The sequence below is a fragment of the Streptomyces sp. NPDC002520 genome (genome assembly GCF_053595235.1).
The window spans coordinates 67,348-84,283 of sequence record NZ_JBSFXG010000039.1; the positions used below are offsets into that span (position 1 = coordinate 67,348).

Annotated in this window: 16 protein-coding genes; 5 read left to right on the forward strand and 11 right to left on the reverse strand. The window is 74.1% G+C overall.

Translation table 11 applies throughout. The features are described 5' to 3' along the window. Positions 1–128: 128 nt before the first annotated feature. The 5 genes from ACWD5D_RS36640 to ACWD5D_RS36660 form a co-directional block, all read right to left on the reverse strand. Positions 129–3,119: an AAA family ATPase gene (locus ACWD5D_RS36640; protein WP_451377119.1), complete on the reverse strand. Its 2,991-nt coding sequence runs from the start codon at positions 3,117–3,119 to the stop codon at positions 129–131. After that, positions 3,116–4,279, reverse strand: a complete 1,164-nt coding sequence (locus tag ACWD5D_RS36645; RefSeq protein WP_451377120.1) for an exonuclease SbcCD subunit D — start codon at positions 4,277–4,279, stop codon at positions 3,116–3,118. The genes ACWD5D_RS36640 and ACWD5D_RS36645 overlap by 4 nt, the downstream gene beginning before the upstream one ends. Positions 4,280–4,419: 140 nt before the next feature. Further along, complete coding sequence (locus ACWD5D_RS36650) at positions 4,420–5,046, reverse strand: YigZ family protein (protein ID WP_451377121.1); 627 nt, start codon at positions 5,044–5,046, stop codon at positions 4,420–4,422. 92 nt (positions 5,047–5,138) lie between these two features. Further along, a complete protein-coding gene (locus tag ACWD5D_RS36655; RefSeq protein WP_451377122.1) occupies positions 5,139–5,681 on the reverse strand; it encodes a SixA phosphatase family protein in 543 nt (180 codons plus the stop codon). Beyond that, on the reverse strand, positions 5,678–6,469 hold the full coding sequence (locus ACWD5D_RS36660; protein ID WP_451377123.1) for a hypothetical protein: 792 nt from the start codon (positions 6,467–6,469) through the stop codon (positions 5,678–5,680). The genes ACWD5D_RS36655 and ACWD5D_RS36660 overlap by 4 nt, the downstream gene beginning before the upstream one ends. A gap of 122 nt (positions 6,470–6,591) precedes the next feature. Between ACWD5D_RS36660 and ACWD5D_RS36665 the strand changes: the two genes are divergently transcribed. Next, complete coding sequence (locus ACWD5D_RS36665) at positions 6,592–6,999, forward strand: CoA-binding protein (RefSeq protein WP_451377124.1); 408 nt, start codon at positions 6,592–6,594, stop codon at positions 6,997–6,999. A 148-nt stretch (positions 7,000–7,147) separates the two neighbouring features. Here ACWD5D_RS36665 and ACWD5D_RS36670 read toward each other — a convergent pair whose 3' ends face one another. After that, positions 7,148–7,567 carry an ArsR/SmtB family transcription factor gene (locus tag ACWD5D_RS36670; protein ID WP_451377125.1) on the reverse strand — a complete coding sequence of 140 codons (420 nt, stop codon included), beginning with the start codon at positions 7,565–7,567 and terminating at the stop codon, positions 7,148–7,150. Positions 7,568–7,628: 61 nt separating this feature from the next. Between ACWD5D_RS36670 and ACWD5D_RS36675 the strand changes: the two genes are divergently transcribed. Beyond that, the gene (locus ACWD5D_RS36675) at positions 7,629–8,807 is read left to right on the forward strand and encodes a cation diffusion facilitator family transporter (protein ID WP_451377126.1); all 1,179 of its coding nucleotides are present in this window, start codon (positions 7,629–7,631) and stop codon (positions 8,805–8,807) included. 40 nt (positions 8,808–8,847) lie between these two features. On the opposite strand, the gene ACWD5D_RS36680 is transcribed toward ACWD5D_RS36675, so the two are convergent. Beyond that, on the reverse strand, positions 8,848–9,405 hold the full coding sequence (locus ACWD5D_RS36680; RefSeq protein ID WP_451377127.1) for a YbaK/EbsC family protein: 558 nt from the start codon (positions 9,403–9,405) through the stop codon (positions 8,848–8,850). Between the two features lie 43 nt (positions 9,406–9,448). Continuing rightward, complete coding sequence (locus ACWD5D_RS36685) at positions 9,449–10,021, reverse strand: helix-turn-helix domain-containing protein (RefSeq protein WP_451377128.1); 573 nt, start codon at positions 10,019–10,021, stop codon at positions 9,449–9,451. Positions 10,022–10,135: 114 nt separating this feature from the next. On the opposite strand from ACWD5D_RS36685, the gene ACWD5D_RS36690 reads away from it, so the two are divergent. Further along, positions 10,136–10,993: an EamA family transporter gene (locus ACWD5D_RS36690; protein ID WP_451377129.1), complete on the forward strand. Its 858-nt coding sequence runs from the start codon at positions 10,136–10,138 to the stop codon at positions 10,991–10,993. A gap of 1 nt (position 10,994) precedes the next feature. On the opposite strand, the gene ACWD5D_RS36695 is transcribed toward ACWD5D_RS36690, so the two are convergent. Beyond that, positions 10,995–11,759, reverse strand: coding sequence for an acyltransferase (locus ACWD5D_RS36695; protein WP_451377130.1), 765 nt, complete (start codon positions 11,757–11,759; stop codon positions 10,995–10,997). 108 nt (positions 11,760–11,867) lie between these two features. Between ACWD5D_RS36695 and ACWD5D_RS36700 the strand changes: the two genes are divergently transcribed. Further along, positions 11,868–12,395: a gamma carbonic anhydrase family protein gene (locus tag ACWD5D_RS36700; protein ID WP_451377131.1), complete on the forward strand. Its 528-nt coding sequence runs from the start codon at positions 11,868–11,870 to the stop codon at positions 12,393–12,395. A gap of 6 nt (positions 12,396–12,401) precedes the next feature. On the opposite strand, the gene ACWD5D_RS36705 is transcribed toward ACWD5D_RS36700, so the two are convergent. Continuing rightward, positions 12,402–13,052: a DedA family protein gene (locus ACWD5D_RS36705; RefSeq protein WP_451377132.1), complete on the reverse strand. Its 651-nt coding sequence runs from the start codon at positions 13,050–13,052 to the stop codon at positions 12,402–12,404. A gap of 329 nt (positions 13,053–13,381) precedes the next feature. Between ACWD5D_RS36705 and ACWD5D_RS36710 the strand changes: the two genes are divergently transcribed. Further along, on the forward strand, positions 13,382–14,422 hold the full coding sequence (locus tag ACWD5D_RS36710) for a lysylphosphatidylglycerol synthase transmembrane domain-containing protein (protein WP_451377135.1): 1,041 nt from the start codon (positions 13,382–13,384) through the stop codon (positions 14,420–14,422). A gap of 43 nt (positions 14,423–14,465) precedes the next feature. On the opposite strand, the gene ACWD5D_RS36715 is transcribed toward ACWD5D_RS36710, so the two are convergent. Continuing rightward, positions 14,466–16,358 (reverse strand): RICIN domain-containing protein, encoded by a 1,893-nt coding sequence (locus ACWD5D_RS36715; protein ID WP_451377133.1) that lies wholly within the window; start codon positions 16,356–16,358, stop codon positions 14,466–14,468. Positions 16,359–16,936 lie beyond the last annotated feature (578 nt).

Sequence of the window (16,936 nt, forward strand, 5' to 3'; positions counted from 1 at the left end):
CTCGCCCTCGACGGGTGCGGTCAGAGGGTCGGCGTCGCGTCGCGGCCGGATCGGCGCGCTGGATTCGGTGACCACGAGCGTGGTGTACTCCTCGCCCCTGCCCCGGCGTCCGCTGGGCCGCCGACTCGTCACAGGCCCCGCTGTCTGAGTGAGGACCCCGATCGGCCCTTGATCACCTCGAGTTGGGCGTGGATGCGGCGGCGCAGGTCGGCGACGTGGCTGACGATGCCGACGCTGCGGTCGCGTTCGCGCAGCGAGTCGAGGACGTCGAGGACCTCGTCGAGGGTCTGGTCGTCGAGGCTGCCGAAGCCCTCGTCGATGAAGAGGGTGTCCAGGCGGACGCCACCGGCCTCGTCGGTGACGACGTCGGCAAGCCCGAGGGCGAGGGCGAGGGAGGCGAAGAAGGTCTCGCCGCCGGACAGGGTGGCGGTGTCGCGTTCCCGGCCGGTCCAGGCGTCCACGACGTGCAGACCGAGCCCGCTGCGGCCGCGTCCGCTGCGGTCGTCGGAGTGGACGAGGGTGTAGCGGCCCGCCGACATCCGCTGGAGGCGGACCGTCGCGGCGGCGGCGACCTGTTCCAGGCGGGCCGCCAGCACGTACGACTCCAGGCGCATCTTGCGTTCGTTGTCGGCGGAGGTGCCCGCGGTGAGGGCGGCCAGGCGGGCCACCCGGTCGTACTCCTCGCGCAGCGGCGCGAGCGTGCGTGCGCCGGCCGTGGCCCGGGTGGAGAGGCGGTCCAGCTCGGTGCAGCGGCGGCCGGCCAGGTCGCGGGCCGAGACGGCCTCGCGCAGCCGCCGTTCCGCCGCGGCCGCGGTCCGCTCCGCCGCAGCAATGTCGGCGGGGGACCGCTTCGCGGCGGCCTCGGTGTCGGCCTCGGCCAGCACGGCGCGTACGGCGGCCTCCTCGGACTGCCAGGCGTCCAGGCGGTGTTGCAGTTCGCGGTGGGCGGCGGCGGCCAGCAGGGCGTCGGCGGCGGCCTGCGGGGTGTCGAAGCCCGCGCGGTAGGCGGCGTCGGCGAGGCGGGCGTCGGCGTCCTTGAGGTGCTGGGCGGCGTCCTCGGCGGCGCGTACCGCGTCGGCGGCGCCGGTGAGCAGGGCCGCCTGCCGTTCCAGCTGTGCGGCGCGGGCGGCCACGCTCTCGGCGGCGCCGCGCGCCTGCGCCAACTCCTCTTCCAGGGTGGCCTGTTCGCGTTCCAGGGTGTCGCGCCGGGTGAGCCGGGAGGCGGCCCGGACGGCGGCCTGCTGGCGGTCCGCCAGGCGCTGCTCGCGTTCGCGTTCGGCCTGTCGCAGTTCCTCGTGTGCGGCGTGCAGGGCGGAGGCGTCGCGGCGGGCGCGCGCGTGCTCCTGTTCCAGCGCGTCGGCCTCGGCGGCCAGCCGGGCGGTGGGGGTGTCACCGGCCTCGGCGGTGGCGGCGGCAAGCGCCTCGCGGACGAGGCCGAGGCGCCGCCCGTCCTCGGTGCGCCGCTCGTCGGCCCGCTGGTGGGCGGCGAGGGCGGCTTCCTCGGCCTCGCGGTCGACGTGGCCGGCGACCTTGCGGGCCGGTGCGGGGTGTTCGGTGGCCCCGCAGACGGCGCAGGGCTCGCCGTCGGTGAGGTGGCTGGCGAGTTCGGCGGCGATGCCGCTCAGCCGCTGTTCCTTGAGGTCCAGCCAGTGGGAGCGGGCGTCCAGGGCGCCCTGTTCGGAGGCGAGCGCGCTGCGCTGTGCCTGCTCCAGGTCGGCGGCCAGCTCGTCCCGGGTCCGCGCCGCGGCGAGCCGGCGCCGTGCGGGGTCGCGCTGGACGGCGAGCTGTTCGACGCGTGTCGCCGCCTCCTGGGCGGTCTCGACGCGGGACTGCAGGGCCGCGCGCGTGGTGTCCCAGTCGGCGAGCCAGGCGTCCGCCTCGCGCAGGACGTCGTCGTCGGCGCGCTCCTGCCGGTCCAGACCGCCCCGCTCCTCGACGAGTTCGGTGAGCCGCTGCTCGGCGCGCCGGGCCGACTCCAGGCCGCCCAGTTCCTCCGCGGCACGGCGGGCGGCGGCCGCGAGGCCCGCGGCACCGGCGCCGGCGTAGGAGTCGGGCAGCATCCCTCGCGCGCGTGCCTCGGCCGCCGCGGCCCGCCGGTGCGCCGACTCCGCGTCCTGACGCAGGTCGAGCGCGGGCGCCACGTTCTCCGCCTTGCGGGAACGCTCCATGCGCTGCTGCGCCTCATGGTGGGCGCCTGCCCGTTCCCGGAGGCGTTCGGCGCGCTGCCGGGCCTCGGCGAACCGGCTCTGCAGCCGGGCGAGTTCGGTTACGTCGGCCAGTTCGCGCCGGGCACGGACCTGGGCGGACTCGGCGGCGGTGAGCGTGCAGTGGGCCACGGTGAGGCGTTCGCGGGCGGTGCTGCGGGCGACGGCGGCGGCGCCGAGGACCGCTTCGGCGAGGCCGGGCTCGCCGGGGGTCAGCTCGGGCAGTTCCATGGCGTCGCCCGCGGCCTGCTGCATCCGGTGCGCGTCGGCGAGCAGCGCGGCGTCGCCCTCGCGCACCCGGGCCTCGGTGGCGCGGCGGCGTTCGGCGAGCCGCTTCTCGACGTCGGCGAAGCGCTGGGTGTCGAAGAGGCGGCCCAGCAGCCGTCCGCGGGCCTCGGCGTCGGCGCGCAGGAAGCGCGCGAAGTCGCCCTGGGGCAGCAGGACGACCTGGCAGAACTGCTCGCGGCTCATGCCGAGCAGCTGGGTGATCTCCTCGCCGATCTCCTGGTGGGAGCGGCTGAGGTCCTTCCAGACGCCGGCCGGGGCGTCGTACGCGCGCAGCCAGGTCTGCGCCTTGTCGAGGGTGGTGCCGGTGCCGCGCTTCTTGGGGCGCTCCCACGGGGGCTGCCGGGTGATCTCCAGCCGGCGCCCGGCGACGGTGAGTTCGAGGCGGACCTCGGTGCGGACGCCGGGTGCGGCGTGGTCGCTGCGCAGGCCGGTGCCCTGGCCGCTCTGCCGGGCGCCGGGCACGGACCCGTACAGGGCGTAGCTGACAGCGTCCAGGACGGAGGTCTTGCCGGCGCCGGTGGGGCCGTGCAGCAGGAAGAGTCCGGCGCTGGACAGGGCGTCGAAGTCGACGCTCTGGGAGCCACCGAAGGGCCCGAAGGCGGTGATGTCGAGCCGGTGCAGCCTCACCGGGCCACCTCCCGGGCGGCGTCGGCGGCGCGCACGGTGTCGAAGGCCTCGCGGAGCACGGCCGCCTCCTGCTCGTCGGGTCCGGCACCGCGCACATGGGCGACGAAGTCCTGGGCGACCTGCTGGTCGGCGCGGCCCGCGAGCCGGCGGGCGTACGACACCTCGGGGTCGTCCGGGGCCCGTTCGGGGGCGAAGACCAGGCTGAGGGTGTGCGGGAAGCGCTCGGTGAGGCGGGCCATGGGGTCGGCCGGGCGGACGGCGTCGGTGAGGGTGGCCTCGACCCAGGCGTCCTCGTGGCGGGTCAGCTCCGGGTCGGCGAGCAGGTCGTCCAGGGTGCCCCGGATGCGGGCCAGCGGGCGGGGCACCGGGCAGGGGAGGCGCTCGGCGGCGACCGTGCCGTCGGCGTCCAGGTCGACGAGCCACACGCTCTTGACGTGGTCGGCCTCGGAGAAGGAGTACGCGAGCGGTGAACCGGAGTAGCGGACGCGCTCGGTGAGGGTCTGGCAGCCGTGCAGGTGTCCGAGCGCCGCGTAGTCGACGCCGTCGAAGACGCCGGCCGGTACGGCGGCCACTCCGCCCACGGTGATGTCGCGCTCGCTGTCGCTGGCCCGGCCGCCGGTGACGAAGGCGTGGGCGAGGACGACGGAACGGGTGCCCGGCGCGCGCGTGGCGAGGTCGGCGCGGACGCGGTCCATGGCGGCGGCGAGCACCGCCTCGTGACCGGCCTTCTCCACCGCGAACTCGTCCTTGACCAGCGCGGGTTCCAGGTACGGCAGCCCGTAGAAGGCGACGTCCCCGTGGGCGTCGGCGAGCACGACCGGGGTGCCGACGGCGGCGGGCGCGGTGCGCAGGTGGATGCCGGCGCGGTCGATGAGCCCGGCGCCGACGCCGAGGCGACGGGAGGAGTCGTGGTTGCCGGAGATCATCACCGTGGGCACGCCCGCCTCCGCGAGCCGGTGCAGGGCGTCGTCGAACAGCTCGACCGCGGCGAGCGGGGGCACCGCACGGTCGTACACGTCTCCCGACACGACGACCGCGTCGACGTCGCGCTCACGCACGGTCGTGACCAGGTGACCGATGAAATCGGCCTGGGCACCGAGCATGTCCACGCGGTGGAACGCCCGGCCGAGGTGCCAGTCGGACGTGTGCAGGAGTCTCATGATCTCCGAGACTAACGGCCGGGTCTGACATCACGGACGGTTACTTCCGTATCAGCCCGTCACACCCCTCCACGCGCGCACCCGCTGTGCCGGTTTCACCACAAATATCCACCGGCATCCACGGAGACATGGGGCGCATGTCACGCGTCCCCGTAGGCCTCCCCGCCCAGTTCGAACCCCGCCGTGCCCGCCGTCGCGTCGGCCAGCCACGCGCGGAAGGTGTCCACGTCGGCGTCCGGCAGGCCGATCTCGATCTCCACGACCTCCCCGTAGCGGACGTCCCGGACCTCGCGGCCGGTGGAGCGCAGGTCGTTCTGGACCTTGCCCGCGCGCTGGTGGTCGACCGTGACGGTGGCGAGCCGGAAACGGCGCCGGGTGATCGTGCCGAGCGCGTCCAGGGCCTCGCCGACGGAGCCGCCGTAGGCCCGGATCAGGCCGCCCGCGCCGAGCTTGACGCCGCCGTAGTAGCGGGTGACGACGGCGACGACGTACCGCATGTCGCGGCGCAGGAGCATCTGGAGCATGGGCACGCCGGCGGTGCCGCCCGGTTCGCCGTCGTCGCTGGCCTTCTGCACGACGGCGTCGGCGCCGATGACGTACGCCCAGCAGTTGTGCGTGGCGTCGGCGTGCTCCTTGCGGACGGAGGCGATGAAGTCCTGGGCCTCCTGCTCGGTGGCGGCCGGGGCGAGGGCGCACAGGAAGCGGGAGCGGTTGATCTCGGTCTCGTGCACACCCGCGCGGGCCACTGTGCGGTACTCGTCCTGCATCCGGCCAGCCTAGTCCGTGATCGAGGACGTCCCGACGGGGCGGATTCCGCTCAGGACGTCCGGTCACGGGGCCGCGACGCCTCCGGCCGGGGCTACTCCTTCGCCCCGCGCGGGACGGTGAACGACGTCAGCAGCGCCGTGCCGGCGGCGAGCGCCGGCCATCCGGTGCCGTGCCAGGTCAGCAGGGCGAGCGCGGAGGTCGGGAACTTCACGCGCACGCGCTCCAGAGTGTCGTCGAGGCCGTCGCCTGCGAGCTCGACGACCAGCTGCTCCAGCCCCGGGTTGTGCCCGACCAGCAGCAGCGTCTCCACCTCGGGCGGGGTCTCGCGCACGACCTCCAGCAGGGCGGGTACCGGGGCCGCGTACAGCCGCCGGTCGTAGCGCACCGGGGGCGGAGTGCCCCACTGGGCCGAGGCCAGCTCCCAGGTCTGGCGGGCCCGTACGGCGGTCGAGCACAGCGCGAGGTCGGGCAGGTTGTCGGCCTCGGCGAGGGCGCGGCCGGCGGCCGGCGCGTCCCGCAGGCCGCGCGGCGCGAGGGGGCGCCGGTGGTCGTCGACGCCATCGGGCCAGGCCGACTTCGCGTGCCGCAGCACGATCAGTCTGCGCAGCGGTCCCACGCCCGCCCGCTCGGTCATGCAGCGCTCCCCAGGTCTCGGGCGAGATCGAGAGCGAGCAGGCGGTCGGCGTACACGTACGTCTCGAAGCGGGCGCCGTCGGCCGATCCCGGGGCGCTCTCGACGTCCCTCAGTACGTCCAACACCGCGGGCAGATCCAGATCTTCCTCCCAGGCCTCCCGCAATCGCGCCCGCACCTCGTCCGGCACCGGCCGCGAGGGCTGCCGCGCCCAGCGTGCGACCGCGGAACGCCAGTGGGCGAGCGTCCGTGCGGCGTCTTCCAGTGCGGAGGCGCCCAGCCGCGCCGGTGCGTTCCGGGGGACTGAAAGGAGAGCGAGGCGCAGCGCGGTGGGGTCCTCCAGGAGGGCGGTGAGTCCGGGTGCCTCGGTCCGTTCCTCTTCTCCGGTCCACGCCACCGGTGCCACGGTCACCACCACTCCGCCGTCAGGGGCCGGCTCCCCCTCCTTCACCACGTGGACGGTCTGCGTCCGGCCCGGTCCCGACGCGAGGTCGCGACCCTCCTCGAAGGGGCGGATGGCGAGGGCCTTCACGGCGGCGCGGAGTTGCGCGGTCCCCTCCGGCGCCGTGAGGACCGTCCAGACGGGGGTGCCGCCCAGTTCCAGGGCGCGGGCGAGGAGGTCTGCGGTGAGCAGGACCCGCAAGGCGGTCGGGTCGGGGGCAAAGGCGTGGGCCTCGATGCGGGTCGGACCGCGGCGGGCGGGGGCGGCGGGGACGGGTTCACCGGTTCGGGCGTCGTGGATGCGCAGCACGGGGCGAGCGTAGGCGCGCGGACGCCCGTACGCAGGCATCGTGCGCCGATTCCGGACACCGTGGCGGAGTCCCGGACGGGCCGCCGACCTGCTCGGGAATCGGCGTGCGGCGGGCGATGTTGCCGCTCACGAAAGTTCCCCGCAGCCCCGAGGAGGCAGCCGTGTACGGCGACGAAGCGACGATCCGCAGGATCCTGACCGAGCTGGGCGACACCTGGGCGGTGGTCGGCCTGTCCTCGAACCCGAACCGGGCCGCGTACCGCGTGGCCGAGGTGCTCCAGCGGTTCGGCAAGCGGATCGTTCCGGTGCATCCCAAGGCGGAGACGGTGCACGGCGAGCAGGGTTACGCCTCCCTCGCGGACATCCCCTTCGACGTCGACGTGGTCGACGTGTTCGTCAACGGCGGGCAGGCCGGCGCGGTCGCCGACGAGGCGGTGGCCAAGGGCGCCAAGGCCGTGTGGTTCCAGCTCGGAGTCGTCGACGAGGCCGCCTACGAACGGACCCGGGAGGCGGGACTCGACATGGTCATGGACCGGTGCCCGGCGATCGAAATTCCCCGCTTGCCTTGATGTTTCTCCTTCTTCATCGCAATTTGCCGTTGAATATTGACATTCGAATATGACGTCTGACCTGCGCGAAGTCGTGGTCACCGGCGCCCCGGCGCACTGAGCCTTCCTCTTCTTCCTGGTGTCCCGTCGGTCCGCCGGCGGGACACCGTCATGCCCGGCTCTCCGTCGGGGTGTTCGCGCCGGCGCTCTCGTCGGCAGTCTTCTCGGCGCCCTCCCTTGCTCCCTTCTCGGCGAGCCGGTGGTCAGCCACCTTCAGCACCTCCTCGACCAGCCGGCGCACATGGCCGTCGCCGAGCGAGTAGACCACTCGGCGCCCCTCCTTGCGCGTGCCCACCAGACCGGCGAGGCGGAGCCGGGCCAGATGCTGGCTGACGGCGGGACGGGCGGCGCCGCATGCCCGGGTGAGCGTGGTGACGTCGGCCTCGTCCGCCGTCAGCGCGTGCAGCAGGGTGAGGCGGGTGCGGTCGCCGAGCAGCGCGAGGAGTTCGGCGGCGACCGCGAACTGCTCGTCGCCCGGGGTGCGCCGCTGCGCATGGTGCGCAGGTGACAGATGCATGCGTGCGCTCATACGCACATAATGGCGTCGTGGGCACCATGCGTCCACTCCCGCGCACCGGAAGGGGATCCCCGTGAGCGACCGGCACACACACGGGCACCAGGGGCACGAGCACACGCACCACCCGGGCGACGAGCACCCGCATCGCCACGGCGGCGAGCAGCCCCACGGCCCCGCCCACCGCTCCGGTGAGGGCCCGGGGCACCCGCACGCCCATCCGTATCCGCATCCGCATCCGCACCCCCACGCGCACTCACGCTCCTCCCCCGGCCCGCGCCACCGCCTGGCCCACGTCCTGACGCCCCACTCCCACGAGAGCGCGGACAAGCTCGACGCCGCCCTGGAGTCCTCGGCGCGGGGCATGCGGGCGCTGTGGGTGTCGTTGGCCGTGCTCGGGGTGACCGCGCTGGCGCAGGCGGCCGTGGTGGTCGTCTCCGGGTCGGTGGCGCTGCTCGGGGACACGGTGCACAACGCGGCGGACGCGCTGACGGCCGTACCGTTGGGCATCGCCTTCGTGCTGGGCCGGCGTGCGGCGACCCGGCGGTTCACCTACGGCTACGGGCGCGCCGAGGACCTGGCCGGGCTGGCGATCGTCCTGACCATTGCCGCGTCCGCCGCCTTCGCGGCCTGGACCGCCGTCGACCGGCTGCTCGCCCCGCGCCCCGTCGAGCACGTGCCGGCGGTGGCGGTGGCCGCGATGGTGGGGTTCGTGGGCAACGAGTGGGTGGCCCGGTACCGGATCCGGGTGGGCCGGGAGATCGGCTCGGCCGCGCTGGTCGCGGACGGGCTGCACGCCCGGACCGACGGATTCACCTCACTGGCCGTGCTGTTGGGTGCCGGTGGCGCTGCCCTCGGCTGGCAACTCGCCGACCCCGTCGTCGCGTTGGCGATCACCGCGGCGATCGTGCTGGTGCTGCGGGACGCGGCGCGGGAGGTGTTCCGGCGGGTGATGGACGCCGTCGACCCGGCGCTGGTGGACCGGGCCGAGCGTGCGGTGCGTGCGGTGCCGGGTGTGCGCGAGGTGGGTGAGCTGCGGCTGCGGTGGATCGGGCACCGGCTGCGGGCGGAGCTGGCGGTCGTGGTGGACGGCGAGGCGACGGTCCGCCAGGCCCACGCGATCGCCGTGGAGGCCGAACACGCCTTGCTGCACGCCGTACCGCGGCTCACGGCCGCCCTGGTGCACGCCGATCCGGCCCCCGTCCCCGGCGAGGCGGATCCGCACCTGGCACTGGCCCACCATCTGCCGGTCTGACCCCCGTGCGCCCGCCCCTCGCAGGCCCCGCGAAGTCCCCTCAGGCGACCCCGAGCCCCTCCAGCACCACAGCGCCGGGCAGTTCCGCGAACGCCTTGCCCGGCACCAGCAGCTTGCCCCGCCGGCGGCCGCTGCCGACCAGGACGTAGGGCAGGTCGACCACGGCCGCGTCCACCAGCACCGGCCAGTCGGCGGGCAGTCCGACCGGGGTGATGCCGCCGTACTCCATGCCGGTCTCGCCGGTGGCGGTGTCCATCGCGGCGAACGAGGCCTTGCGGGCGCCGAGTTGGCGGCGCACGACCCCGTTGACGTCGACCCGCGTGGTGGAGAGCACCACGCACGCCGCGAGGGTGGTCTCACCACCCCGCTTGCCCGCCACCACCACGCAGTTCGCCGACTGCTCCAGCAGCTCGCGGCCGTAGTGCTCGACGAAGACGGCCGTGTCGGCCCACTCCGGGTCGGTGTCGACGTAGACGATCCGGTCTGCGGGGACACTGCCCTGCCAGTGGCGTACGGCGTCGGCGACCGGGGCAGTCAGCTCGTCGAGGCAGTCCGGGGCGGCGATGGCGGTGTCGAAGTGTCCGATGGGTGCGCGCATGTCCGCACGCTAACAAGACCCGACCGCGGGCCGTGCGGGCGTCTCAATGCACGGGCGGCACCGAGACGGCCATCACCATCTCCATGGGTACGTCGCCGGTGTTGCCGTACACGTGCGGGACGTTGGCCTCGAAGGAGACGCTCGCGCCGGCCGGGACGTGGTGGTCCTCCCCGTCCACGGTGAGGGTCAGCTCGCCCGCGGTGACGTGGAGCAGTTCGACGGTGCCGCCCGGGTGGGGTTCGGCGGGGCTGCTGTCGCCCGGCATCAGCCGCCAGTCCCACATCTCCAGGGGTCCGGGCGCCTCGGTGCCGGCCAGGAGCCGGTTGTAGCTGCCGGCGTCGGTGTGCCACAGCCGTACCGCCCGATCGGCGGGGACGATACGGACCTTCGGGCCCTGCTCGTAGTCGAGGAGGGTGGTGACGCTGACACCGAGCGCGTCGCCGATCTTGACGACGGTGCCGATGCTCGGATTGGTGCGGGCCTGCTCGATCTGGATGAGCATGCCGCGGCTGACGCCGGACCGGGCGGCGAGCACGTCCAGGGTGAAGCCGCGCACCGCGCGCCAGTGCTTGACGTTGCGCGCCAGGGACAGGGTCAGGGTTTCGAGGTCCGACACGTTCCGTCCAATATCCGTGAAGTCAGAGTGCAATATTCTGGATGACAGAGTTCAATTGCTCGAACTACGGTGGGGTGCACCGGTTCGTTCATCAAACTGTACTGCGAGGCACCAGTGACAGCCCTCTTCGCCCTGATCACCAGCTTCCTGTGGGGCTTGGCCGACTTCGGCGGCGGGCTGCTGACACGGCGCACACCCGCACTGACCGTGGTGGTCGTCTCGCAGGCGATCGCGGCGGCCGTGCTGGGGGTGATCGTGGTCGCCACCGGCGCCTGGAGCGAGGCCGGCCCGCGCCTGTGGTTCGCGGTCGCGGCGGGCGTGGCCGGTCCGGTGGCCGTGTTCTCCTTCTACAAGGCCCTCGCCCTCGGCCCCATGGGCGTCGTCTCCCCGCTCGGCACGCTCGGCGTGGCCGTGCCCGTGGGCGTGGGGCTGATCCTCGGGGAGCGGCCCGGGGTGCTCCAGTTCGCGGGCATCGCGGTCGCCGTCATCGGTGTCGTCCTGGCGGGCGGCCCCCAGCTGCGGGGCGCTCCCGTGCAGCGGCAGGCGATCCTGCTCACGCTCGTCGCGGCGCTCGGCTTCGGCACGGTCTTCGCGCTCATCGCGGAGGCCTCGACCAATGTCACCGGCCTGTTCCTGTCGCTGTTCGCACAGCGCGTGACGAGTGTCGCCGTGGGCGGCGCGGCGCTGTACGCGTCCGTCCGGCGGGGCGCTCCCGCGCTGCCGGCACAGGGCCTGCGCGGGAAGGCGCTGCCGGCGCTGGCCTTCGTCGGCCTCGCGGACGTGGCGGCCAACGGCACCTACGCGGTCGCCGCCCAGCACGGCCCGGTCACCGTGGCGGCGGTCCTCGCCTCGCTCTACCCGGTGGTGACCGCGCTCGCCGCGCGCGGCTTCCTCAGCGAGCGGCTGCGCGGCATCCAGGCGGCCGGCGCGGGGCTCGCCCTGCTGGGCACGCTGCTGCTGGCGACCGGCTGAGTCAGCCGTCGGCCTCCAGCCGGGCCAGCCGCTCGACCGCCTCCTCGTCGAGATCGGCCAGCGCCCGCAGCTGCTCCGGGGTGATCCCGTCCGGGAGGGGCACCGGCGCCGGTGTCCTCAGCGGCGGCTGCCAGCCCTCGTCGGGCGTCCACCGCCGGACGACCCGGGCGGGCGCGCCCGCCACCACGGCGTGGTCGGGGACCGTGCCCCGCACCACCGCACCGGCCGCGACGACCACGTTCCGGCCGATCCGCGCCCCCGGCAGGATCACCGCGCCGGTGCCGATCCAGCAGCCCGGCCCGATCTCCACCGGCTCCATCCGCGGCCACTGCTTGCCGATGGGCTCGTGCGGGTCGTCGTAGGAGTGGTTGGTGGAGGTGACGTAGACGTACGGCCCGAAGTAGCAGTCGCCGCCGATGGTGACGCCGGTGTCGGCGATGACATGGCTGCCGCGGCCGAGGACGACTCCGTCGCCGATGCGCAGGATCGGCTCGGGGCCGAGGTCCAGGTCCGGCATCAGCCCGGCGGTGAGGGTGACCTGCTCGCCGACGATGCAGTGGGAGCCGATGTGGATCCAGGGCTCGCCGAAGATCGTGCCGAGCGGGAAGGCCAGCCGGGTATGTGCTCCCATCGCGCCGAAGCGGAAGCCCGCGGGGTGCTCGGCCGTGACGGAGCCCTTGTTCTGGACCCAGGACCAGGCCGCGTGGACGGCGCGCTGGGCGAGGCTCCGCCTCCAGGACGAGAACGTGTTCTTGCGCTTCGGCACGGGCTCACGTTACTCACCGGTCGCCTCCGGCGGAGACGCGGGCTGCTGTGATCTTTGCCCCAGTCCTGACGTACCGTGCGTCGTATCTACGGACCCTAGGAGACGGTGATGACGCAGAAGGCGCTGATCATGGGCATAGGCGGCAAGGAACCCCGGGTCGACGCGGAGGCGTTCGTGGCGCCCACGGCCTCGGTGATCGGAGACGTCACGCTGCGCGCGGGGGCGAGCGTCTGGTACGGCGCGGTGGTGCGGGGGGACGTCGAGCGGATCACGGTCGGGGTGGACGCGAACGTGCAGGACAACGTCACGCTGCACGCGGATCCCGGCTTCCCGGTCAGCATCGGTGAGCGGGTCTCCATCGGGCACAACGCGGTGGTGCACGGGGCGACCGTGGAGGACGACTGCCTCATCGGGATGGGGGCGACCGTGCTGAACGGTGCCGTGATCGGGGCCGGGTCGCTCGTCGCCGCTCAGGCGCTGGTGCCGCAGGGAATGGTGGTGCCGCCCGGGTCGATGGTGGCGGGAGTGCCGGCGAAGGTGCGGCGGGAGCTGTCCGAGGAGGAACGGGCCGGGGTCACCCTCAACGGCACGATGTACGCGGAGTTGGCGAAGGCGCACAAGGATGTGCACCGGTAGGGAGCGCTAATCCCCGGCGATCACAGCTTCCGCCTCTCGTTCGTCATGCCGGGCCTGCACCTTCTTGGCCCGGCGCTTCAGGACCAGCATCGACGTCAGGCCGATCAGGACCGCGGCCACCAGGCCCAGGTACGAGAAGCGCTTCAGCCAGTCCTCGGCGACGACGCCCACGTAGTAGATGACGGCCGTGGTGCCGCCCGCCCAGCAGATGCCGCCGAGGACGTTGGCGATCAGGAACTTCCAGTACGGCATGTGGAGAACGCCCGCGAGGGGGCCGGCGAAGATGCGCAGGAGGGCGACGAAGCGGCCGAAGAAGACCGCCCACATGCCCCACTTCTCGAAGGACCGCTCGGCGGTGGCGACGTGGGCCTCGCTGAAGTGTCTCGGGAGTTTCTTGCCGAGCCAGGTCAGCAGCGGCCGTCCGCCCTTGCGGCCGATCGCGTAGCCGACGGAGTCACCGATCACGGCACCGGCGGTCGCGCAGGCGCCGAGGACGATCGGGTTGATGCCGGAGTGCTGGGAGGACATGAGCGCCGCCGAGACCAGGACGATCTCACCCGGCAGCGGGATACCCAGGCTCTCCAGACCGATCACCAGCGCGACCACGGCGTAGACAGCGGCGGCGGGCACCGAGTCGAGCCACTCCTGGACGTGCACCGTGGGTTCCTCCCGTATCGCTCACGCGGCCTGCCGGCGCTTCGCATACGCGGTACGCCCCTAGGGAAGGCTACCTGGTCAGGGATGAACGGCGCCTAACCGTGCCCGCGGCGGCACCGTCCCGCCCCTGCTCCTTCGGTTGCCGGACATCCCGGTGTCATGCGGGAGGGGAAGGCTCTCCGCGGTTTCGCCGATCCGCCTCCCCCAGGTCCCCGCCGCGGGGCCCGATGCGGAAGGACCACGTCCCCGTGTCCTCAGTGTCCCCGCTCTCCTCGCCGTCCCCGCTTCCCTCCCTGTCCCCCCTGTCCCCCCAGTCCTCCCTGTCCTCCCTGTCCTCCCTGTCCTCCCTGTCTTCGACGCCTCCTGCCGCCTCGCTCTCGGCGCTCGCCGCGCCCCCGCGTCCCGCGCCCGAGGTCCCGGTGCGCCGCGCCTCTCTCCTGGCGTCCCGTCCCGTCCGCCTCGCCCTGTGCCTGTCCCCGCTCCTGCTGGTCGCCGGCTGGGCGATGACCAACCGTTCCATGGCGTACGAGGGGGCAGCCCGGCTGGCCGCGGCCGACCCCTGGTGGCTGCTGGCCGGGGCCGGATTCACCTGCCTGACCTGGGTGGCCGCCTCCTGTACCCGGCAGGGCGCGGTGCCCGACCGGCTGCCATCCGGCCTGCTGCTCGCCTCACAGGTCGCCGCGGGCGCCGCCAACCACGTGCTGCCCGGCGGGCTCGGCGCGCACGCCGTCACACTGCGCTTCCTGCGCACCCAGGGTGTGCCGCCGGCCCGGGCCACCGCCTCCATCGCCCTGTACTCGGTGGCGAAGTCCGTCTCGAAGACGCTGGTGCTGCTGGTGTTCCTGGCGGCGTCCCCGGCCTGGCGGCGGCTCGGCGAGCTGGTGCCGGACGGGCGCCCGCTGCTGCCGGTCCTCGTCGTGGCCGGCGCCGTCGTCGCCGTGGCCGGGGTGCTGATGATCGCCGTACGGCCGTTGCGGCGCCCGCTGGCGGACCTGGTGCGCACCGCGCTCGCCGATGTACGGGTGGTGCACTCACGCCCCTCCCGAGTGCTGGCCCTGTGGGGCGGGGCGGCGGCGATGCCGCTGGTACAGGGAGGCGCCCTGGTCTGTGTCGGGTCGGCGCTCGGGCTGGGCCTGCCCTGGGAACACGTGATCCTCGCCTACCTGGCGGCGGGCACCGCCGTGGGGGCCGTGCCGTCGCCCGGCGGCCTCGCGGTGGACGCGGCGCTGGTGTGGACACTCGTCGCGTTCGGCTCCGCGCCCGCCGTGGCCACGGCGACCGTCATCGGCTACCGGGTCCTGACCGACTGGCTGCCGCTGCTGCCCGGCGCCCTGGTGCTGTCGGCGCTGCTCCGCGCGAAGGCGCTGTGAGCGGCCGGCGGCGGGGCGTTCCCAGCCCCGCCGCCGGCGCCCGTCAGTTCGGCGACGGCACCATCGCCGTGCGCACGGATGCCACTGCTCCGGTGACCGGAGACGCGACCACGCCCCTCACCGAGGAGACGACCGCGCTCACCGTGTGGCCGGCGCCCGCCGGTGCGGCCGGACCGGGGTCGGGGTCGTGGTGGGCGCCGGCCTGGGCGATCCGGAGGTCGTACTCCGGCGGGGACGAGCCGTCCCCCTGACCCCCCTTCCCATTCGGGGCCCCCGCGCCCGCGCCCGAGCGCGAGCCCGAACCCGCGGCCGGAGACTCGGCGCCTGCGTTCGCGGGTTCCCGCGCGCCGGCGTCCGGCCCGTGAGGTCCGCCGGTGTTCCCCGGCGGGCCGGCCGCCCCCGGCTCCAGGGCCCACCGCTGTCCGGGCGAGCCGTCGCGGGCGGCCACCGCCGGGCGCCCGCCGTCCGGGGCCAGGGCCAGGCCCTGGTGCCAGCGGAGCAGCAGTTCGCCCCGGACCGTGAGGTCGTACGACACCTCTCCCGCGTGCACGACGCAGCCGGACACGACCACGTTCCTCGTCCCGGGGTCGGCGACGAGGCAGAGGGCGGGATCGGCGGCGCTGCGCAGCAGGCCGTCGTCCCCGTACGACCACTGCTGGGACGCGGCGGACGAGCATGCGGCCAGCCGTGCCGCGGCGCCCGCCGTGACCTCGCCGCCGCGCACGTCCAGACAGCGGCCGGAGCCGAGGCTGCGCAGCCGGCCGTGGGCGACCTCGATGGACGCGCCGGCCGAGGCGGCGGACGGGGAGGCGCCGGACCGCCCTCCGGTGCCGGCGGAGGACCGCGTCCCGGTGGCGCCGGGCCGGGCCGGGCCGCCCACCGGGGCGCCCCAGGTGGCACCGGGGTCGGGGACACCGCTGCCATCGGACCAGCCCTTGGTCACGAGCACGGTGGCGAGCAGCGCGAGCGAGGCGAGGCCGACGCCGAGAACCATCGCCTTGTGGCGCCGTCCCTCGGGCAGGGTCCGGTGACGGCCGGTGGCCGCAGGACGCGCCGCCTCCGGTGCGGGCAGGCAGGCGTCGTCCGGCCCCTTCGGCGAGGCGCCGCGGCCGGGGCGGGAGTCGAGATAGCGGCGGGCGCCCCAGCCGAGCACGGTCTCGGCGAGCAGGACGTCCAGACCGCCCTCGATCCGGCTCAACTGCTCGGCGGCGTACCGGCAGTGGGCGCAGTCCGCCAGATGGTGGCGCACATCGGGGAGCAGGGCGCCGCCGCGGCGCATGGGGACGTCCAGGAGACGGTTGTGGAAGCGGCATTCCTGGGAGGGCGCGAGTTCCCGGTGGGCGCGCACACAGGCCGTCCGGAATTGTTCGCGCGCCTGTTCCAGCGCGGTCGTCGCGGTCGCCGCGTCCACCCCCGACAGACCAGCGGGTATGTTTATGGGTTCGGCTTCCACCTCGGTATGCCACAGAAGACATTGGGAGGCGGCGGGAAGGGCCCGGAATGCGCGCTCGGCGAGTTGTCGCCTTTCGGGCGTGCCGGGCATGGTCGCGCGTAGACCGCGGCCACCGGCGGGTTTGCGCAATTCCGGCATGACGACGCAGGCCGCGTCGTCGCCGGCCCAGGTGCGGACGATCTCCCGGACGGCCACCAGCAGTTGGGGCCGCAGGGCGCCGCCGACCGCCCCGCCGGCCAGGCGGCCGAGCACGTCGTGGAAGGCGGCGGTGGACACCAGGTGGGCCGAGGGCCCGGTGGCGCCCAGGCAGACGGCCGCGTAGTCACGGGTGGCCCGCCAGTGCCGGCCCAGCAACAGGGCGACGGCACGGTGCCGGCCCGCGTGGGGTCCGCCCAGTTGGGCGACGAGATCACGGTCGGACTCCCCGGGACTCGAACCGGGGCGTGGGGGGAACGGGGGGCGTGGGGGGTAGGAGGACTGCACGGAACCATTTCCTTTCCAGCCGCAGGACGGCGTACGAAAGGGCGTCCTGTCGGAAAGCGGCGCCTGATCGGTGCACACACCTGAAGGGCCGGCCATGCCGTTCGATCTCGGCCTTTGCCCTTCTCATGGGTGGCTCACCCTGGCACACACGCCTCACAGGAAACAAGAAGTTCCCCTGACCCCGGCTCATATTCGGGGAATTGAACGGTGGTTACCGGTGGTATCCACAGGAGAATACGGGCCCGAGAGGCCGTGGATCCGTCAACTCGCATGCGGGAAAAGACGGATGGGGCACCACATCTCCGACTTCCCACCTGGCCCGCCGACTCCGAGCGCCCGCCCGGCCGCGGCGCACCCCCATCCGAGCGCCCACCCCGGCCGCCGTCCGCCCCGCCCCACCCCGGCCGCCGTCCGCCCCGCCCCGGCCCACAGCCCGTTCCCACGTTTCCCTCGGCCCGCTCTCATGCGCGTGCCCCAGCATGGCGGGTCTTCGAACTTGAGCGGTGCGTCTCGTCAAGCACGCTGACTGTTCGTCACGTTGCGTGATGTGCAGGTGGGACTGGCCCCTGGATGCAAGA